A 16,700-nucleotide genomic window follows, 5' to 3' on the forward strand; every position below is an offset into this window, starting at 1 on the left:
AACGTCCGTTACTTCGCCGCGCTGTACGGTTTCGAGCACCAGGCCGCCGACGACGCGATCGAACGGGTCGGGCTGGCCGACCACCGAACCGCGTTCTGCGGCAACCTTTCCGGCGGCCAGCGCACCCGGGTGTCGCTGGCCTGCGCGCTGGTCTGCCGGCCCGACCTGCTCGTGCTCGACGAGCCCACGGTCGGCCTGGACCCGGTGCTGCGCGCGGATCTCTGGGAGCAGTTCGCCGAGCTCGCCCGCGGCGGAACCACGCTGCTGGTCTCCAGCCACGTCATGGACGAAGCCGACCACTGCGGCGACCTGCTGCTGATGCGCGACGGTCACCTGCTTGCCCACACCACCCCGGCCCAACTACGAGAGGACACCGGATGCACGTCACTGGAGGACGCGTTTCTGTCCATCATCAAGCGCAGCACCATGCGCCAGGCCGGCTAGGGCTCAAGGGCTACACCGCCACCACGACGCGAATCCTGCGCCAGCTGGCGGCCGACCACCGCAGCGTCGCCATGATCCTGTTCGTGCCGGTCTTGGTGATCACGTTGATGTACTACATGTTTCAGAACGCGCCGCATCGGCCCGGCACGCCTGCGCCGTTCAACAACGCCTGCCTGATCCTGCTCGGCCTGTTCCCGCTGTTCGTCATGTTCATCATCACGGCGATCACGATGCAGCGTGAACGGGCCTCCGGGACGCTGGAGCGGATCCTGACCACTCCCCTGCGCCGGTTCGACCTGCTGATCGCCTATGGCAGCGCCTTCTCGGTGGCCGCCGCGGCGCAGGCGGTGCTGGCGTGCGTCGTGTCGTTCTGGTTGCTCGGCTTCGACACCGCAGGCAGCCCGGCGTGGGTGTTCGTGATCGCGATCGTCAACGCCGTCCTCGGCGTGGGCCTGGGGCTGTTGTGTAGTGCGTTCGCGCGCACCGAGTTTCAGGCGGTGCAGTTCATCCCGCTGGTGATGGTGCCGCAGCTGTTGCTGGCCGGCATCATCGTGCCGCGGGCGCTGATGCCGCACTGGCTGCAGTGGGTCAGCAACGTGATGCCGGCCAGTTATGCGCTGGAGGCGCTGCAACAGGTGGGCGCGCACCCCGAGCTGACCTACATCGCGGTGCGCGACATCATCGTCGTGCTGGGCTTCGCCCTCGCGGCGCTGTGCCTGGCCGCGGCCACGCTGCGACGGCGGACCGCCTAGTGGCGATCACCAACAGCCAGCGCAGGCGGCCCGGCCGGCCGGCCGGCGGCTCCGACACCCGTGAGCGAATCCTCTCCAACGCGCGAGAGCTGTTCGCCCGGAACGGCATTCGCAATACCTCGATACGCGCGGTGGCCGCGGCGGCCGGGGTGGATTCCGCCCTGGTGCACCACTACTTCGGCACCAAGGAAAAGCTCTTCGCCGCCGCCGTCCACATCCCGATCGACCCGATGGAGGTGATCGGCCAACTGCGCGAGGTACCCGTCGACGAGCTCGGCCACACCCTGCCGTCGATGTTGTTGCCGCTGTGGGATTCCGAAGTCGGCACCGCGTTCGTCGCCGCCCTGCGCTCCATCATCGCCGGCTCGGAAGTCAGCCTGTTCCGCACCTTCATCCAGGACGTGATCGCCGTGGAAGTCGGCCCGCGCGTTGACAATCCACCCGGAAGCGGACACATCCGCGTCCAATTCGTCGCGTCGCAACTGGTCGGCGTGGTGATGGCGCGCTACATCCTGAAGCTGGAGCCGTTCGCTTCGTTGCCGGCCGAGCAGGTCGCGGCGACCATCGCACCGAACCTGCAGCGCTACCTCACCGGGGATCTGCCGGACGGCCTCGTGCCATGAGGCGCGCGTGCTCGTCATCGTCGACATCGCGGGCCTCGTCGACGAGCAGCACCGGGATGCCGTCCTCGATGCGATAGGCGCGCCGCAGCCGCGGGTTGTACAGCAATTCGTCGTCCACGAGCAGCAACGGACCCCGGTCGGCCGGGCACACCAGGATGCTCAGCAGCGAATCGTCAACCATCGGCGCGCCCCTTCAGTTCGGACCGGATGCCGGGGGTCAGCTTTCGGAAGTGCTGCCCGTCGGCGTCGAAGTACCACACCTGGCGGCCCGGCTTGGGAATTCCCGCCGCGCGCAGGGCGCTGACGGTCGGGCGGTAGGTCGCGCTCAGCGTCATCTCCGGGCAGACCTGGACGATGTCGGGCCCCACCCCGATCGGAATCTTGGCGACGGCGTCCGTCAGGTCCGCCGCGGTGATGCTGGCCCCGGGAAGCAGCGTCAGCGCCGACACCGCGACCTCCCGGTCGCCCAGCGGCACGTTGTAGGTCACCGCGAGGTCGACACCGTTGATGCACCCCAGCACGTTGGTGACCGGCTCGTCGAACACCAGGCCCCGCGCGGTGTGGACCACCGAGCCGCGCCGGCCCGCCAGCCAGTAGTCCCCGTCGTCGTCGCGGTAGAACAGGTACTCGGTGGAGATCCAGGTGTCGCCGGCGGCGAACACTCCCCGCTTGACCGACGCCGTCGGGTCGATCGGACCGTTGGACGCGGCGAGCAGCACCCCGACCTGTTTCGGCTCGGCGACCTGGACGAAGCCGCGCTCGTTCTCCAGGATCAGGTCGTGCTCGGCGTCGTAGGCGGCCAGCTCGATGCGTCCGGCGCCGGGCAGCGGGCGACCCTTGCTGCCGGTCTTCGCGCCGGACACGTTGGCCAACACCGCTTGTCCGTCGGTGGTGGCGAAGAATTCGACGACGTGCGCGGGCGTGAACGCGTCGACGACCCGGCCCCACAAGCCGGTCGGCATGCCGGAACCGATGAACAGCCGCACCGGGTGGTTGCCGTGCAGCACGAATGCGGGATCGTCGACGATCTCGCGGAGCATGGCCCAGGTGTAGGACACCACGGTGACGCCGTACTGCCGCACCTCCTGGACGAACCGGTCGCGGTCCAGGCCGCGGGACAGCGCGATGCGGGTGCCGCCGACCACCGCGCCGCCGAGGCTCACCAGCAGCGCCGACTCGTGGTGCAGCGGGGTCAGGCAGTAGACGGTGTCCCGGCGGTCCAGGGCGGCCGTCGAGGCGGTCCCGAAGGCCGACACCGCCCAGCGGTAGTTGGTGATCTGCTTGGCCACCAGCTCGCCGCCGGCCGCGCTGAACGCGATGAACGCCAGGTCGCGGGCCAGCCCCGGGTTGGGGCGGTACCACCCGGGCAGCTGGACGGCGTCCGGGTCGATCTGCTCCATGTCGATGACGTCGCTGTCGTCGGGCAGGTGCAGATCGCGCGACTCGCCGCCGCCGAGCACCAGCACCTGACGCAGCCCCTGGCGGTCCGACGCCAGCACCGCCTCCAGGTTGGCGGGGTCGGTGAGCAGCTCTGTCACCCCGCCGAGCCGGACCGACGCGGCCAGGTCGGCATCCGGTCTCATCACCACCCCGATCGCGCCCAGGCGCGACAGGGCGGCGATGGCGACCAGCGCGCTGGGTCGCGTCTCCATCAGGACGCCCACCCGGTCGCCCTGCCGCACGCCGACCTCGATCAGGCCGCGGACGACATTGTTGATGCGCCGGTTGACGGCCTCGTACGTGTGCACGCGCCCGTCGAAGAGCAGGAATTCGCCCTGCGGGGCGTCGTGCGCCTGTTCCTCGATGATGCGGCCCAGCGAGATGCGGGTGTGGTCGTTGATCTGCCCCAGGCGGACCAGGCGCGGCAGGGTGCGGGCCGTCTCGACGGCCAGGGTGCGCATCGACTTGTTGGCCGCGACCACCGTGTTGGCCGCGCCGCGCACCATGCCCAGCGCCGCCTCGGAGACCTCGCCCAGGCCGTGCGTGATCCGGGAACTCAGCGCGACGCCGCTGTCGGTGTGCTCCGCGGGCTGGTCGGCCATCAGATCGATGCCCTCCGGCTTGTCGCCGCCGGTGGACAGCCACTTCACCCAGGCGGCGACGGTCGGCCAACTCTGTTGCGCCGCTTTAGATCCCACGACCAAGCCGAAATGGCCTGTGCGGATGGTGGATTCGTAGACTTCGGCGTCGGGTGCGGCGCGCCGGATGCCGCGCACCGAGGCCGGCTGCCCGATGTCGTCCACCTCGCCGACGAAGGCCAGCACCGGACAGGTGATGTCGGTGAGCGTGACCATCTGGCCGTTGACGGCGAAGCCGCCGGTCATCATCCGGTTGTGGGCGATGAACTGCTTGAGCAGTTCGGAGATCGCCGGGCCCGACCAGGCGATCCAGCCTTCGCGTTCGAGGAAGCGGCGCTGCTGCTCGCGCGGGAGTAGCGCCTCGCGGTCGTGCAGCTGGCGCACGAAGTCGACGCGCGCCTTGGCGGTCTTGAGCGGATCGAGCATCTGGAAGCCCGTGCGCGCCATCCAGCTGGGGATGGCCAGCCGGCTGAAGACGTGGTCCGCCATGAAGTTGGCGGCGGGCGCGGCGAAGTTTGCCGGGATGCCCATCGGCAGCGCGGCCAGGGTGTCCACCGGAGAACCGAAGGTGACGATGCTGGCCAGGCTCTTCGACCGCCGGTAGGCGGCGACCTGGTAACACCACATGCCGCCCTGCGAATAGCCGACCAGGTGGATGTCGCTGCCGGTGACGTCCTTGACGGTGTCGATGGCCTGACTCAGCGCGACGATGTGGTCGGCGAGGGTGCGGCGCATGCCGCCTTCCACCTTGTCGGGCTCCCCGAAGTCGATCACCCAGGGATCCAGGCCGTTGGCGTGCAGGATGCCCACCGCGCCCTCCTCGCGCGTGACGTCCCACATGTTCGCCGACATCATCATCGGGTGCACCATCAGCACCGGCGGACCCACCCGCTTCTCGCGCCGGCTGTCGGGCGGGAAGTAACGCCGGAGCTTGTACATCGGTACGCTCTCGACGATTTGCGACGGCGATGGGACGCTACCTGTTTCCAAGCCCCCCAGCCGGACAACCTCCAGCCCGTTCTGCGCCGTCGCAATCAGGCGCTCGACCGGTCGCGTGACAATCGACAAGTTGAGATCCACGGCCGCTCCCTTGTGTCTTGACAGCTCCGACATCATGGCACATCGGCGGGCTCGGCGGTCCTGGCCAGGTAATTTGCTCCGGGCGGTCAACCGTTGCAGTCGTGCAGGTCGATCTTGGCCCCGGGGCCCGCACCCTCCAGCGCCGCCGCGTCGGCCGCGTCGAGGGTCGGCGCGACCCGCGCCGCCAACGCGTTCCCGTCCCCGGCTTCGGCGATCGACAGACACCCCAGCCCCGACGTGAGGGCCTGGCAGTCGTTGGTCTTGCCCATGACGTCGCACCACAACACGGCGGCGTCCTCGGCCTGCTGCCGGGTGCGGTAGTTGAGGCGGATGGACTCTTCTCCGGTCGACGGCGACGCCGCGATCGCACCCCAGCAGCCCGGCCTGCAGTAGAAGTCGACGTCGGCCCGGGCCACCGGGGTCGCCATTTGCCATCCGGCGACGACGAGAGCACTCACCACCGCCGCCGGCCCGGCCGTCCTGCTTGGCATAACTCAGCGTCGCGGCCCTTGCTTTCAGCGAGGTGAGAACCGGCCATGAGGCCCTTTAGAAATGGGGGTTCAGATCGCGATCGGCGCAGCGGTTGGTGCGGATAACGTCGAGGCCGTGGGCGCGACGACTGAACCCAAGGGCAAGGGCGGTGTTCGGGTCGAGAAGAACGGACCCGTCACCACCGTGATCATGAATCGTCCGGAGGCCCGCAACGCGGTCAACGGATCTGCTGCCGCCGCGCTCCTTGCCGCGTTCGAAGAGTTCGACAATGACGAGTCCGCGTCGGTGGCCGTGCTGTGGGGAGATCAGGGGAATTTCTGCTCTGGCGCGGATTTGAAGGGAGCCGAGACGGGTGACTTCAACCCGGTGAGTCCAACCGGTCCAGGTCCGATGGGTCCTAGCCGGATGACCCTGTCCAAACCGGTGATTGCCGCTGTCAGTGGCTATGCCGTTGCTGGCGGCCTCGAGCTGGCGGTGTGGTGCGATTTGCGAGTAGTCGAGGCGGATGCCGTCTTCGGAGTGTTCTGCCGACGCTGGGGATTGCCTCTCATCGACGGCGGCACCGTCCGACTGCCCCGACTGATCGGACACGGTCGGGCAATGGATCTGATCCTCACCGGACGTTCGGTCGACGCGACCGAGGCGCTGGCTATCGGGTTGGCGAATCGTGTCGTACCCACTGGCACAGCCCGTGAGGCAGCAGAGGAGCTGGCAGCCGAACTCTCGGCGCTGCCGCAAACATGCCTGCGCTCGGACCGCCTGTCGACGCTCTACCAATGGGGACGAAGCGAGGCCGAGGCCATGGACTTCGAGTTCGACAGTTTGGCGCGTTCGGCATCCGAATTGCAGTCAGGCGCAATGCGGTTCGTGGACGGGGCGGGCCGACACGGCTCCAGCACGTGATGGTCCGACAGGGTTGACGGCATGGGCATTTCGGATTCGACGGATGCGTCGGACCGCCCTCGGAGTACGGATCGGCGGGCCCGCTGATCGCGATCCGCCTAGTGGCACCGCGCGAATCGGTTCTCGCAATACATTCCGACGGCGTTCGAGCCCGCCGTGGGACCGCCTTCGTCGGCGGGATCCGGAGACAGCGCCGGGGTCGACGTGATGAGTTGATTGAGCACGCCCGGCCCCGACGGGTCTGACGAATCCGCATGCGCCACGCCGGTGCCGCCGGTCAGAGCCAGGAGGATCACCGCCCCCGCCAGCAGTCCGAGAGCGCGCGGGTGAGAATTCATCGCCACCCTTTCCGTGGTCGCCGGAACACTGGTTACCGTAAGAGTTGCGCACCGATGTTCCATAACGGTCACGAACGCGAAACGACTTCGGCCGGTCGGCCGGCAAATTTCGGGCCCGGGTTCCGGCCGCGCATACGGTATCGGTCGTGTGGCCGGTAGCCGTCAACGTCCGTCGCGCTGCGATTCTCGCGCTGTGCGTCGTCATGTCGGTGAACTCGGCGCCACCGGCGGCCGCCGATCCCGACGCCGAAAACGCCGCGGCCACCGCGGGCGCACCGGACGAAGGGCGGGTGCCGTCGTCCGATCCGGTTACCTACACGACGCCCGAAGGCTGGACCCTGACCCTTGCAGCCAGGGACGAGTCACAAACCCCCATCGCGCCGTTGACCACCGCGGTCTCGTCCCGCGAATACCTCGCCCGCGGAACGTTTTTCGGTTCGTTGGACGGGCTCGAACAGCCTCGCGGGGTGCTCGAGGTGGGTTACGAGATCGGCTGCGGGATCGACATGAGCACCTCCAACGGTGTCACCATCGCGGGCAGCGCCGGCGTCAGCCCGGGCCTCGGCATCGCGGGCCTGGGAGCCGGCACGCCAGTGGCCGTCCCGCTGATCACCACACCGCTGAACGGCGTGGTCACCGTGGGGCTCAAGCCCGGCGTCGTCATCGTCGTACCGGTGGCCAAGAAAGACTTCAAGGGCGCCAATCCCCGGGTCATCGTTACCGGGTTCCACGTCAAGATCGACGGCTGCGTCGGGCAGTCGTTCATCCGGTCCTACGCGACCCTGACCCAGGTGACCGACGAATCCGACGTCGTGCTGTCCTACGTCGGCGTCACCAAATCCGTCTGAGCTCTCCGGATCAAAACGGCGGGGGTTCGTCGTCGGGGGGTGCGGGACCCGCGGACGTCGATTGGGTGGCCAACCGCGCTTGGCGGTTGTGCCGGCGCTCGCTGGAGACGCGGTGGGCCCGGTTCTGGGCGCGGGTTCTCTTGCGACGCGGCATCATTGCGGTGCGTTCGCCGCGGCGCTCGGGTGCCGGGAGGACCGGGGCGTCGCCGGTGGGGGCGCACAGGCTGGGGAACAGCAGCGCGCTGCCCGGCATGGTCACATAAGTGTGTCCGTCGGGCAGCCGCCAGATCAGGGTGCCATCTTCCAATTGTTCGTCGCGCCAGCCCCAAAAGGTTTTCAGCAAATGATGTTGGCGGCAAAGGCATTTGAGGTTCGACGGGTGCGTCGCACCGCCCTCGGAGTAGGGAATCGTGTGGTCGATGTCGCAGTCGACGGCCGGGCGGTCACACCCCGGGGCCCGACACGTCAGGTCCCGGCACCGCACGAAATCGGCCAGCCCCCTCGACGGGGTGTAGCGCGGCTCCGCCTCGGCCGGGGCGCCCAGGGGCACGAGCTTGGCCGAGCCGGCCAGCTCGGCGATCACCTCGGCGGGCAGGAGTCCCTCAAACCCGGGCAGGACACCCGGGGCGGCTCCGTGGCCGGCGACGGTGGCCTGCTCGGCTAGGACGTGAATCACCACAGCGCTCGGGGTGCGCTCGGTGGCTGCACACTCGGGCGTTCCGCATTGGCACCGCAACCGCTCCGCCCCGGCGGCGAGTGCCCCCAGCGCGTCGGCGCGCCGCTGTCGGTGGGTACGCGGATCGGCGCCACACACGCTGCGGGCCAGCTCATCGAGCCGCCGGTCCAGCGCATGTCCGTCGGCGCCCAAGACGCTGCCGGTCAGCCAGCCCATGCCCGACTCGTTGGCTTGCACGTCCACGAACCGATCGTTGATCGCCTCCCTGGCCCGGCGCACCGCATCGGCATCCACCAGCGCCACCACCCGATCCACCGCCGCGCTCAACCCGCCCCGGGTCAGCGAGGGGCGCCGTGACAGCAACGCCGCAAGTCGGGCATCCACCCGCGCCAACACGTCGGCATCGGTGATCAGATCGGTGCGAAACACGATCGTCTGGAACGCGCGATAGTCGATATCACCGGCCTGGAACGCCTTGCCGACCTGCGGCAGCCGCTCGCGCATCGCCATCGCGTACCGCAGATAGCTGTGCGCCATCGCCACACTGCACCCCAGCGCCGCACCGACCTGCGCGGCGACCGCCTCCCACGCGTCGGCCGCCCAGTCCGCCTGCTCCCCCGAATCGCGGCAGCGCAGCACCAGCAGGTCCCCCACCGCTACCAAACGTTCGGCGGCGGCCCGTGCCTCCGCACGCCCCGCCTCACGCATCCGATCCAGCAACGCCGCCGATTCCGGCGTCGAACGGGATGCCAGCACGTACTCGAACATGTGTTCGATCATAGGACAGCCCTCCGACAACTAGATGGGCGGCGCGATGGGCCGTCAACCCGACACCGATCGAACTGTTTACGCCGACGGGAATCGGGTACGCAGCGGATGCGCTTCGGTCACGACGCGCCGTCGGGACCACCTCGGTTGAAACACGCAGCTGGGCGCATGCCAGATCTGGGCAGTCATCGCGAGCCTTCTTCGCGGTGGCCGCCTGAGCGTGTTTCGTTTCAGGAGTGAGGTGACGCATGAGCAAAACGGCGGCATGCTTTCTCCGCGCGCGGCTACCCGATCAGCTTGCCGCGCAATATGTCCCGGATACCCGCGTGGATCCGCGCGCGCAGCCAGTCGGCTAATTCATGAACCAACGAGCGAGGAAGGGAACCCAATGTTGTTGTCAGGCAACGGCGGTCGACGCACAGGCGAGGCCGAACACCTCGCCGAGCGGGCGTTGTACAACGTCGCGCACGGTCGCTTCGAACGCTCGCTGTCCGGGTTGACGGCGATCGCGGCCGTCGTCACGACGGCGGAAATCTATTTCGAGCACTACAAGGCCAGCTTCGGCAACAAGTGGATGTGGAGCCCGATCGTGGTGACACCGCCCGTGGTCGTCGCCGGAATCGGCGGGGTGTTCTCGCGGCGCTGGGCCAAACTCTGGCTGCCGATCACCGCGGGCGTCTATACCGCCAACGGCCTGATGGGCGAATATCTGCACGCGCGGGGGGTCGCCCGCAAGCCGGGCGGGTGGAAGAACGCGTCGTACAACGTGCCCATGGGCCCGCCGATCGCGGCCCCCGGACTGATGTGCATGGTCGGGGCGATGGGGCTGCTGGCCTCGATCCTGCGGCGCGAGCGGTTCCGGGGCTGAGCGCGATGGCCGACACCTCACGCCCGGATCACCTGCCCAACCTGCGTGCGGACCGCAAGCCCCCGCACCCGTCGTGGCTACCCAAGCAGCGCCGGGGTGTCACACCCCAAATGATCGGCCGCTACCCGGATTTCGACGTGCTGGAAACGACCGACACCTGGGACGAGGCCACCAAGAAGGTGGTGCTGGCGCGGCTGGAGCCGCCCGGGCCGCTGCGGTTTTTCACCGCCGAGGAGGAGCCGTGCCTGCGCGCGTTCTGCGACACGGTGCTGGCGCAGGACCGCGAGCCGCGCGTGCCGGTGGCCGAATCCGTCGACTCCAAGCTCGCCGACGGGCGCCTCGACGGCTACCAGTACGCCGACATGCCCGACGACCGCGACGCCTGGCGACTGGTGCTGCGGGGGCTCGACGAGACCGCGTCCAGCCGCTACGGCAAGGCGTCGTTCGCCGAAGCCGAGCCCGACACCCGCGAAGAGATCGTCGACCAATTCTCCCAGGGCGCCCTGGACGGCGGGGTCTGGGAGCGCATGAACGTCAAACGCGCCTGGTCGGTGTGCATGCGAATGGTGTTGTCCAGCTTCTACTCCCATCCGTGGGCGTGGAACGAGATCGGGTTCGGCGGACCGGCCTACCCGCGAGGGTTCATGCGCCTCGGCGGCGCCACCGGCCCGGCCGCCGCCCGCGAGCCCTTCGAGACCCCGGGCGCCACCGACGAGGACCCGGTCCGCGTGGTTCAGCGGGGTGAGCTGTGATGGGCGACCGGCTCCGTGGGCTGCTGAGGGGGGCGATCGGGCCGAAGGACAACGAATCACGGTTCCTACTCGACGTGCACGCGCGCGACCTGCCCGGCGAAAAGACGATGCGGCGCTACCGCGACGACGACGAGGTCGACCTGGTGGTCGTAGGGGCGGGCGCCGGCGGATCGGTGCTGGCGCAACGGCTGGCGCGCGCCGGCTGGCGGGTGGTGATCATCGAGGCGGGCCCATTCTGGCACCCGGACGAGGACTGGGTGTCCGACGAGGCGGGCTCCCATTCCCTGTACTGGACGCAGAAGCGCATCATCGGCGGCGACGACCCGATCGAGTTGGGCAAGAACAACTCCGGGCGCGGGGTGGGGGGCTCGATGGTCCACTACGCCGGCTACACCCCGCGGTTCCATCCCAGCGACTTTCACACCCACACCCTCGACGGGGTCGGGGCGGACTGGCCGATCGGCTACGAGGACATCCGCCGCCACTACGAGCGCATCGAACTCGAGTTGCCGGTGGCCGGACAGAACTGGCCGTGGGGTTACCCGCACCGTTACTCCTTCTCGCCACACCCCATTTCGGGTGCCGCCGCCAAGCTGTGGCGGGGCGCGATGCAGCTGGGCATCGAGATGCGGGTCGGGCCCGTCGGCATCGTCAACGGCACCTTCGGCAACCGCCCCCACTGCATCTACCGCGGCTACTGCCTGCAGGGCTGCAAGGTCAACGCCAAGGCCAGCCCGTACGTCACGCACCTGCCCGACGCGCTGGCCCACGCGGTGGAGATCCGCGCCAACTGCATGGCCGCGCGCGTCGAGCTCGACGAGACCGGCGCCGCCCGCGGGGTCGTCTACTACGACGAGGCCGGCGGCACCGAACGGCTGCAGCGGGCCAAGGCCGTCGCGATCGCCGGGTATTCCATTGAAACGCCACGCCTGCTGCTGAACTCGGCGAGCGAACGCTTCCCGAATGGATTGGGCAACAACGACGACCAGGTCGGCCGCTATGTGATGGTGCAGGGCGCCACGCAGTCGGCGGGCCGGTGGCCCGAAGAAATCCGGATGTACAAGGCCCCGCCCCCCGAGGTGTCCTCGGAGCAGTTCTACGAGACCGACGCGTCGCGCGGGTTCGCCCGCGGCTTCTCCATCCAGACCGTCTCGCCGCTGCCCATCGGATGGGCCGAACACGTGCTGGCCGACGGGCATTGGGGCCGCGCGTTGCGGGAGTACATGCGCGACTACAACCACTGGGCGACCATCGGCGTGCTCAACGAGTTGTTGCCGTTGCCGGAAAACCGGGTCACCCTCGCCGAAGAGACGGACCGCTACGGCCTCCCGGTGGCACGGTTCGATTACACGTTGTGCGACAACGACAAGGCCAATATGGCCTACTCCACCGAGGTGATCGGCGACATCCTGCAGGCCGCAGGCGCCCAGGACGTGCTCACCATCCAGCGCTTCGCCCACCTGATCGGCGGCGCCCGGATGGGCACCCGCCCGGACAACGCGGTGGTGGACTCCGATCACCGGGTGTGGGGCGTGCCGAACCTGTTCCTGGCGGACGGCTCGGTGTGTCCGACGCAGGGCTCGGCGAACCCGGCGCTGACGATCATGGCGCTGGCCTCACGGCTCGCCGAACGGATGGCGACCCGGAAGATCGGCACCGACGTCGTGGCGAGGCGACCGGCGGAGGCGGGGATCCGTGGCTGACCACACGATCGACGTCGAGGCGACCTACTCCCCCCGGGTGTTGCGCGAATACGCGCTGCTGGCCGACGGCGAGCGGGGCGCCCTGATCGGGCCGCAGGGCGACGTGGCGTGGATGTGCGCGCCGCGATGGCACTCGGACGCGGTGTTCTCCAACCTCATCGGGGGCGGCGGGATGTACGCGATCACCCCGACCGACGTGCGGCACGTGTGGGGCGGCTATTACGAGCCGGGCAGCCTGATCTGGCGCAACCGCTGGATCACCCGCGATGGCATCGTGGAATGCCGCGAGGCCCTTGCCTTTCCGGGCGACCCCGAGCGGGTGGTGCTGCTGCGCCGCCTGATCGGCTGCCGCGGCACCGCGTGCGTGCGGGTGGTGCTGCAGCCGAGCGCCGCGTTCGGCCGCCACGGCCGCGGCGAGGCGAGCGTCGACGACGGGATCTGGAGCGGAAAGTCGGGACCGCTGCGATGGCGCTGGGCCGGCGGCTGCGACGTCCGCTCCGTGCGGGGGACGCGCGGCCGCGGGGAGCTCCTCACCTGCGAGATCACCGTCGACGAGGGCGGTCGGCACGACTTCGTGCTGGAGCTCTCCGAACGCGCGCTCCCCGACCGGCCGCCCGACCCCGACATCACCTGGGACGCAACCGAAGCCGCGTGGCACCGCAGCATGCCCGAGCTGAACTGCACCATCGCCCCGCGCGATGGGCGGCACTCCTACGCCGTGCTGCGGGGGTTGACCAGCAGCGGCGGTGGGATGGTCGCCGCCGCGACGATGAGCCTGCCCGAACGCGCGCACACCAACCGCAACTACGACTACCGCTACGCGTGGATCCGCGACCAGGTCTACGCCGGTATCGCCGCGGCGACGGTCGGCGCGAACGAATTGCTGGACCGCGCGGTCGAATTCGTCGGCGCCCGCCTACTCGAACACGGGCCCGACCTCAGGCCGGCCTACACCGTGACCGGCGACAGCGTGCCCGGCGAGGAAGACCTCGACCTGCCCGGCTATCCCGGGGGCACCGACAAGGTGGGCAATTGGGTCAACCAGCAATTCCAGCTCGACGTTTTCGGGGAGGCGCTGCAGCTGCTGGCCCGGGCGGGCAATGCCGGCCGGCTCGACGCCGAGGGGTGGCGCGCCGCGCAGACCGCCATCGGGGCGATCGAAAAGCGCTGGCGCGAACCGGATGCGGGCATTTGGGAGATTGACGACGAGCACTGGACGCAGTCCCGCCTGGCATGCGTGGCCGGGCTGCGCGCCATCGCCAAGGTGGCCGGCGGCGGCCCCGAGGTGGCCGCCTGCACGTCGCTGGCCGACGCGATCCTGGCCGACACCGCCGCCGGCAGCCTGCACCCGCAGGGCGGCTACTGGCAGCGCAGTCCGCGATTGCGCGGCACCGACGCGTCGCTGCTGTTGGCGCCCGTGCGCGGGGCCGTGCCCGCCGACGACCCGCGCACCAGGGCCACGCTGGACGCCGTCCGCGAGCAGCTCAGCGACGACGGGTTCGTCTACCGCTTCCGGCACGACGAGCGGGACCTCGGCGACGCCGAGGGCGCGTTCCTGCTCTGCGGGTTCATGATGGCGCTCGCCGAACACCAACTGGGACATGACCATTGCGCGATGCGCTGGTTCGAGCGCAACCGCGCCGCCTGCGGACCCCCGGGATTGTTCTGCGAGGAATACGACGTCCGGCAGCGCCAGCTGCGCGGCAACCTTCCCCAGGCCTTCGCGCACGCGCTCCTGCTGGAGTGCACGTCCACCCTGGCCGACGACGCCGTCCATCACGGCTGAAAGGAGATTTCGGCGATGACACCGACCCCGAAGACAATCGTGATCACCGGAGCCAGCGCCGGCATCGGGCGGGCCGCCGCCCAATTGTTCGGGCGGCGCGGGGCGAACGTGGCCCTGCTCGCCCGCGGCACCGCCGGGCTGGACGGCGCCGCGCGCGACGTCGAAGCCGGTGGCGGCAAGGCGCTGGCCATCCCGACCGACGTCGCCGACCACGACGCGGTCGTCGCCGCCGCCGACGAGACCGAGGCCGCATTCGGGCCCATCGACGTCTGGGTCAATGTCGCCTTCACCTCCGTGTTCGCGCCGTTCAGCGAGATCACCGCGGAGGAGTTCAGACGCGTGACCGAGGTGTCGTACCTCGGCTACGTGCACGGCACCATGGCGGCGCTGAACAAGATGCGGCCGCGGGACCGCGGCACCATCGTCCAGGTCGGCTCCGCGCTCAGCCAGCGGTCCATCCCGCTGCAGTCCGCCTATTGCGGCGCCAAGCATGCCATCAACGGGTTCACCGAATCGGTGCGCTGCGAGCTGCTGCACGAGCACTCGAAGGTGCGGGTGACCGTCGTGCAGATGCCCGCGGTCAACACCCCCCAGTTCTCCTGGGTGCTGTCCCGGCTGCCGCGCCATCCCCAGCCGGTGCCCCCGATCTATCAGCCCGAGGTCGCCGCCCGCGGTGTCCTCTACGCCGCGGATCACCCTGGGCGCAAACAATATTGGGTCGGGGATTCCACGATGGTGACACTGCTCGCGCAGAAATTCGTCGCACCGCTGCTGGACCGCTACCTGGGCCGCACCGGGTACGACTCGCAGCAGACCGACGAGCGCGTCGGCGCGGGGCGGCCGCACAACCTGTGGCACCCGCTCGACCAGGAGCCGGGCAGCGACCACGGCGCCCACGGCGGGTTCGACGACAAGTCCCACACGTTGAGCCCGCAACTGTGGGCGTCGCAGCATCCCGTCGCCAGCGGCACCGGCGCGCTTGGGGCGGCGGGGCTCGGCGCGTGGCTCGCGGCCCGCCGGTGGACCCGATGACGCTCGACGCGCCCGTCGACGACGTCACCGCGCAGGTCTACGAAATCCCCACCGACGCACCGGAAGCCGACGGTACCCTGCCCTGGTCGTCGACCACGCTCGTGCTGGCCGCGGTCACGGCCGGCGGGCGGCGCGGGGTCGGCTACACGTACGCCGACGGCGCCTGCGCGGCGTTGATCACCGGGGCGCTCGCGGGCACGCTCACCGGACACAGCGCGCTGGACATCACCGGCGGCTGGCAGGCGATGGTCAGGGCGATGCGCAACAACGGACGGCCCGGGTTGGTGTCGTGCGCCATCTCGGCGATCGACACCGCCCTGTGGGACCTCAAGGGCAAGCTGCTCGAGCTACCGGTCTGCCGGCTGCTCGGCATGGCGCACGACGCGGTGCCGATCTACGGCAGCGGCGGCTTCACCACCTACGACGAGCGGCAGACCCGCGCCCAGCTGGAACGCTGGGTGGACGAGTGGAAGATTCCGCGGGTCAAGATCAAGATCGGCGAGTCCTGTGGCTCCGACGAGCGCCGCGACCTGGATAGGATCGCCCTGTCGCGCAGCGTGATCGGGCCCGAGGTGGAACTCTATGTCGACGCCAACGGCGCCTACCGCCGCAAGCAGGCGATCCGGGTCGCCCACGCGATGGCCGACCAGGACGTCACCTGGTTCGAAGAACCCGTCTCCTCCGACGACCTCGCCGGGCTGCACGAGGTGCGCGACCAGGTGACCCCGGACGTCACCGCCGGCGAGTACGGCTACGACCTGGTCTACTTCCACCGCATGCTGGCCGCCGGGGCGGTCGACTGCCTGCAGATCGACGTCACCCGATGCGGCGGCATCACCGATTGGCTGCGGGCCGCGGCCGTCGCCGCCGCCCACAACGTCGACGTGTCCGGGCACTGCGCCCCCAACCTGCACGCCCACGTGGCGGCCGCCGTCCCGAACCTGCGGCACCTGGAGTATTTCCACGATCACCACCGCATCGAGCACATGTTCTTCGACGGCGCCCTGCCCCCCGACGGCGGCGCCTTGCGGCCGGACCAACACCGGCCCGGGCTGGGGCTGGACTTCAAGCACGCCGACGCCGAGCCGTACCGAAAAGCCTGATCGGTGCATGGACCCGCGCAAAAGTGGGCATTGATACGCCAGGGACATAGTTACGGATCTGAAGGGCAACGCGCGATGACCGTGAACTTCGAGGACGAGGCCGTTCAGCGGCGCGACGGGGAACCCACCCGGGAGGCGGCCGCGTCGGAGGCGCTGATGTCCGACGTGGTGGAAGAGGACGACCTGAGCGCCGTTGATTTGGTGCTGGGGCTGGGCCAACCGCAGCGCGTCGGTCGCTTCCGGTTCTTCCTGGACGGCCAGCGCTGGGAGTGGTCGGACGCGGTCGCGCGGATGCACGGGTACCGGCCCGGGCAGGTCGAACCCACCACGGACCTGCTGCTCAAGCACAAGCATCCCGAGGACCGCGAGCGCGTCGCGGCCGTCCTGGACCGCGTGATGCGGGGCAAGCCGTTCAGCAGTCGGCACCGCATCATCGACACCGGGGGCCGCACCC

Annotated in this window: 17 protein-coding genes; 12 read left to right on the forward strand and 5 right to left on the reverse strand. The window is 69.5% G+C overall.

What is annotated here, in order from left to right; translation table 11 throughout:
• From A5704_RS10090 to A5704_RS10100, 3 genes are all read left to right on the forward strand, one after another.
• The coding region (locus tag A5704_RS10090; protein WP_156669975.1) for an ATP-binding cassette domain-containing protein at positions 1–444 on the forward strand (444 nt) is incomplete at its 5' end.
• Positions 378–1,196 (forward strand): ABC transporter permease, encoded by an 819-nt coding sequence (locus tag A5704_RS10095; protein ID WP_197504933.1) that lies wholly within the window; start codon positions 378–380, stop codon positions 1,194–1,196. The genes A5704_RS10090 and A5704_RS10095, both read left to right, overlap by 67 nt.
• Positions 1,196–1,819, forward strand: a complete 624-nt coding sequence (locus tag A5704_RS10100) for a TetR family transcriptional regulator (RefSeq protein ID WP_067888807.1) — start codon at positions 1,196–1,198, stop codon at positions 1,817–1,819. The genes A5704_RS10095 and A5704_RS10100 overlap by 1 nt, the downstream gene beginning before the upstream one ends.
• On the opposite strand, the gene A5704_RS10105 is transcribed toward A5704_RS10100, so the two are convergent.
• The 3 genes from A5704_RS10105 to A5704_RS10115 form a co-directional block, all read right to left on the reverse strand.
• The gene (locus A5704_RS10105) at positions 1,785–2,000 is read right to left on the reverse strand and encodes a Trm112 family protein (protein ID WP_067888810.1); all 216 of its coding nucleotides are present in this window, start codon (positions 1,998–2,000) and stop codon (positions 1,785–1,787) included. The genes A5704_RS10100 and A5704_RS10105 overlap by 35 nt on opposite strands.
• Complete coding sequence (locus A5704_RS10110; protein ID WP_067888828.1) at positions 1,993–4,977, reverse strand: acyl-CoA synthetase; 2,985 nt, start codon at positions 4,975–4,977, stop codon at positions 1,993–1,995. Before A5704_RS10110 ends, A5704_RS10105 begins: the two co-directional genes overlap by 8 nt.
• Positions 4,978–5,063: 86 nt before the next feature.
• Positions 5,064–5,405 carry a DUF4189 domain-containing protein gene (locus tag A5704_RS10115; protein ID WP_067784263.1) on the reverse strand — a complete coding sequence of 114 codons (342 nt, stop codon included), beginning with the start codon at positions 5,403–5,405 and terminating at the stop codon, positions 5,064–5,066.
• Positions 5,406–5,658: 253 nt separating this feature from the next.
• On the opposite strand from A5704_RS10115, the gene A5704_RS10120 reads away from it, so the two are divergent.
• Positions 5,659–6,372: a crotonase/enoyl-CoA hydratase family protein gene (locus A5704_RS10120; protein ID WP_067888831.1), complete on the forward strand. Its 714-nt coding sequence runs from the start codon at positions 5,659–5,661 to the stop codon at positions 6,370–6,372.
• Positions 6,373–6,470: 98 nt separating this feature from the next.
• Here A5704_RS10120 and A5704_RS10125 read toward each other — a convergent pair whose 3' ends face one another.
• Positions 6,471–6,710: a hypothetical protein gene (locus A5704_RS10125; protein ID WP_067888813.1), complete on the reverse strand. Its 240-nt coding sequence runs from the start codon at positions 6,708–6,710 to the stop codon at positions 6,471–6,473.
• 203 nt (positions 6,711–6,913) lie between these two features.
• Between A5704_RS10125 and A5704_RS10130 the strand changes: the two genes are divergently transcribed.
• Positions 6,914–7,558 carry an MspA family porin gene (locus tag A5704_RS10130; protein ID WP_067750468.1) on the forward strand — a complete coding sequence of 215 codons (645 nt, stop codon included), beginning with the start codon at positions 6,914–6,916 and terminating at the stop codon, positions 7,556–7,558.
• 10 nt (positions 7,559–7,568) lie between these two features.
• On the opposite strand, the gene A5704_RS10135 is transcribed toward A5704_RS10130, so the two are convergent.
• On the reverse strand, positions 7,569–9,002 hold the full coding sequence (locus tag A5704_RS10135; protein WP_082954821.1) for an HNH endonuclease signature motif containing protein: 1,434 nt from the start codon (positions 9,000–9,002) through the stop codon (positions 7,569–7,571).
• A gap of 388 nt (positions 9,003–9,390) precedes the next feature.
• Between A5704_RS10135 and A5704_RS10140 the strand changes: the two genes are divergently transcribed.
• The 7 genes from A5704_RS10140 to A5704_RS10170 all read left to right on the forward strand — a co-directional run.
• Positions 9,391–9,870, forward strand: a complete 480-nt coding sequence (locus A5704_RS10140; protein WP_067750440.1) for a hypothetical protein — start codon at positions 9,391–9,393, stop codon at positions 9,868–9,870.
• A 5-nt stretch (positions 9,871–9,875) separates the two neighbouring features.
• Positions 9,876–10,622, forward strand: a complete 747-nt coding sequence (locus A5704_RS10145) for a gluconate 2-dehydrogenase subunit 3 family protein (RefSeq protein ID WP_067888819.1) — start codon at positions 9,876–9,878, stop codon at positions 10,620–10,622.
• Positions 10,622–12,325, forward strand: a complete 1,704-nt coding sequence (locus tag A5704_RS10150) for a GMC family oxidoreductase (protein ID WP_067888822.1) — start codon at positions 10,622–10,624, stop codon at positions 12,323–12,325. The genes A5704_RS10145 and A5704_RS10150 overlap by 1 nt, the downstream gene beginning before the upstream one ends.
• Positions 12,318–14,111 (forward strand): glycoside hydrolase family 15 protein, encoded by a 1,794-nt coding sequence (locus A5704_RS10155; RefSeq protein WP_067888825.1) that lies wholly within the window; start codon positions 12,318–12,320, stop codon positions 14,109–14,111. The genes A5704_RS10150 and A5704_RS10155 overlap by 8 nt, the downstream gene beginning before the upstream one ends.
• Positions 14,112–14,126: 15 nt before the next feature.
• Positions 14,127–15,143 (forward strand): SDR family oxidoreductase, encoded by a 1,017-nt coding sequence (locus A5704_RS10160; protein WP_197499179.1) that lies wholly within the window; start codon positions 14,127–14,129, stop codon positions 15,141–15,143.
• Positions 15,140–16,246, forward strand: coding sequence for an enolase C-terminal domain-like protein (locus A5704_RS10165; protein WP_067888834.1), 1,107 nt, complete (start codon positions 15,140–15,142; stop codon positions 16,244–16,246). The genes A5704_RS10160 and A5704_RS10165 overlap by 4 nt, the downstream gene beginning before the upstream one ends.
• Positions 16,247–16,321: 75 nt before the next feature.
• On the forward strand, positions 16,322–16,700 hold a 379-nt coding region (locus A5704_RS10170; protein ID WP_156737654.1), incomplete at its 3' end, for a PAS domain-containing protein.

It is taken from the genome of Mycobacterium sp. E735 (genome assembly GCF_001666955.1).
Taxonomy (GTDB): Bacteria; Actinomycetota; Actinomycetes; order Mycobacteriales; family Mycobacteriaceae; genus Mycobacterium.

Excerpts from the sequence above, each read along its gene's own strand:
- A5704_RS10130 (WP_067750468.1), top strand. The coding sequence starts at position 6,914 with ATGTCGGTGAACTCGGCGCCACCGGCGGCCGCCGATCCCGACGCCGAA.
- A5704_RS10120 (WP_067888831.1), top strand. The coding sequence starts at position 5,659 with ATGAATCGTCCGGAGGCCCGCAACGCGGTCAACGGATCTGCTGCCGCC.
- A5704_RS10135 (WP_082954821.1), bottom strand. The coding sequence starts at position 9,002 with ATGTTCGAGTACGTGCTGGCATCCCGTTCGACGCCGGAATCGGCGGCG.
- A5704_RS10095 (WP_197504933.1), top strand. The coding sequence starts at position 378 with ATGCACGTCACTGGAGGACGCGTTTCTGTCCATCATCAAGCGCAGCAC.
- A5704_RS10125 (WP_067888813.1), bottom strand. The coding sequence starts at position 6,710 with ATGAATTCTCACCCGCGCGCTCTCGGACTGCTGGCGGGGGCGGTGATC.
- A5704_RS10165 (WP_067888834.1), top strand. The coding sequence starts at position 15,140 with ATGACGCTCGACGCGCCCGTCGACGACGTCACCGCGCAGGTCTACGAA.
- A5704_RS10105 (WP_067888810.1), bottom strand. The coding sequence starts at position 2,000 with ATGGTTGACGATTCGCTGCTGAGCATCCTGGTGTGCCCGGCCGACCGG.
- A5704_RS10145 (WP_067888819.1), top strand. The coding sequence starts at position 9,876 with ATGGCCGACACCTCACGCCCGGATCACCTGCCCAACCTGCGTGCGGAC.
- A5704_RS10160 (WP_197499179.1), top strand. The coding sequence starts at position 14,127 with ATGACACCGACCCCGAAGACAATCGTGATCACCGGAGCCAGCGCCGGC.
- A5704_RS10115 (WP_067784263.1), bottom strand. The coding sequence starts at position 5,405 with ATGGCGACCCCGGTGGCCCGGGCCGACGTCGACTTCTACTGCAGGCCG.
- A5704_RS10150 (WP_067888822.1), top strand. The coding sequence starts at position 10,622 with ATGGGCGACCGGCTCCGTGGGCTGCTGAGGGGGGCGATCGGGCCGAAG.
- A5704_RS10140 (WP_067750440.1), top strand. The coding sequence starts at position 9,391 with ATGTTGTTGTCAGGCAACGGCGGTCGACGCACAGGCGAGGCCGAACAC.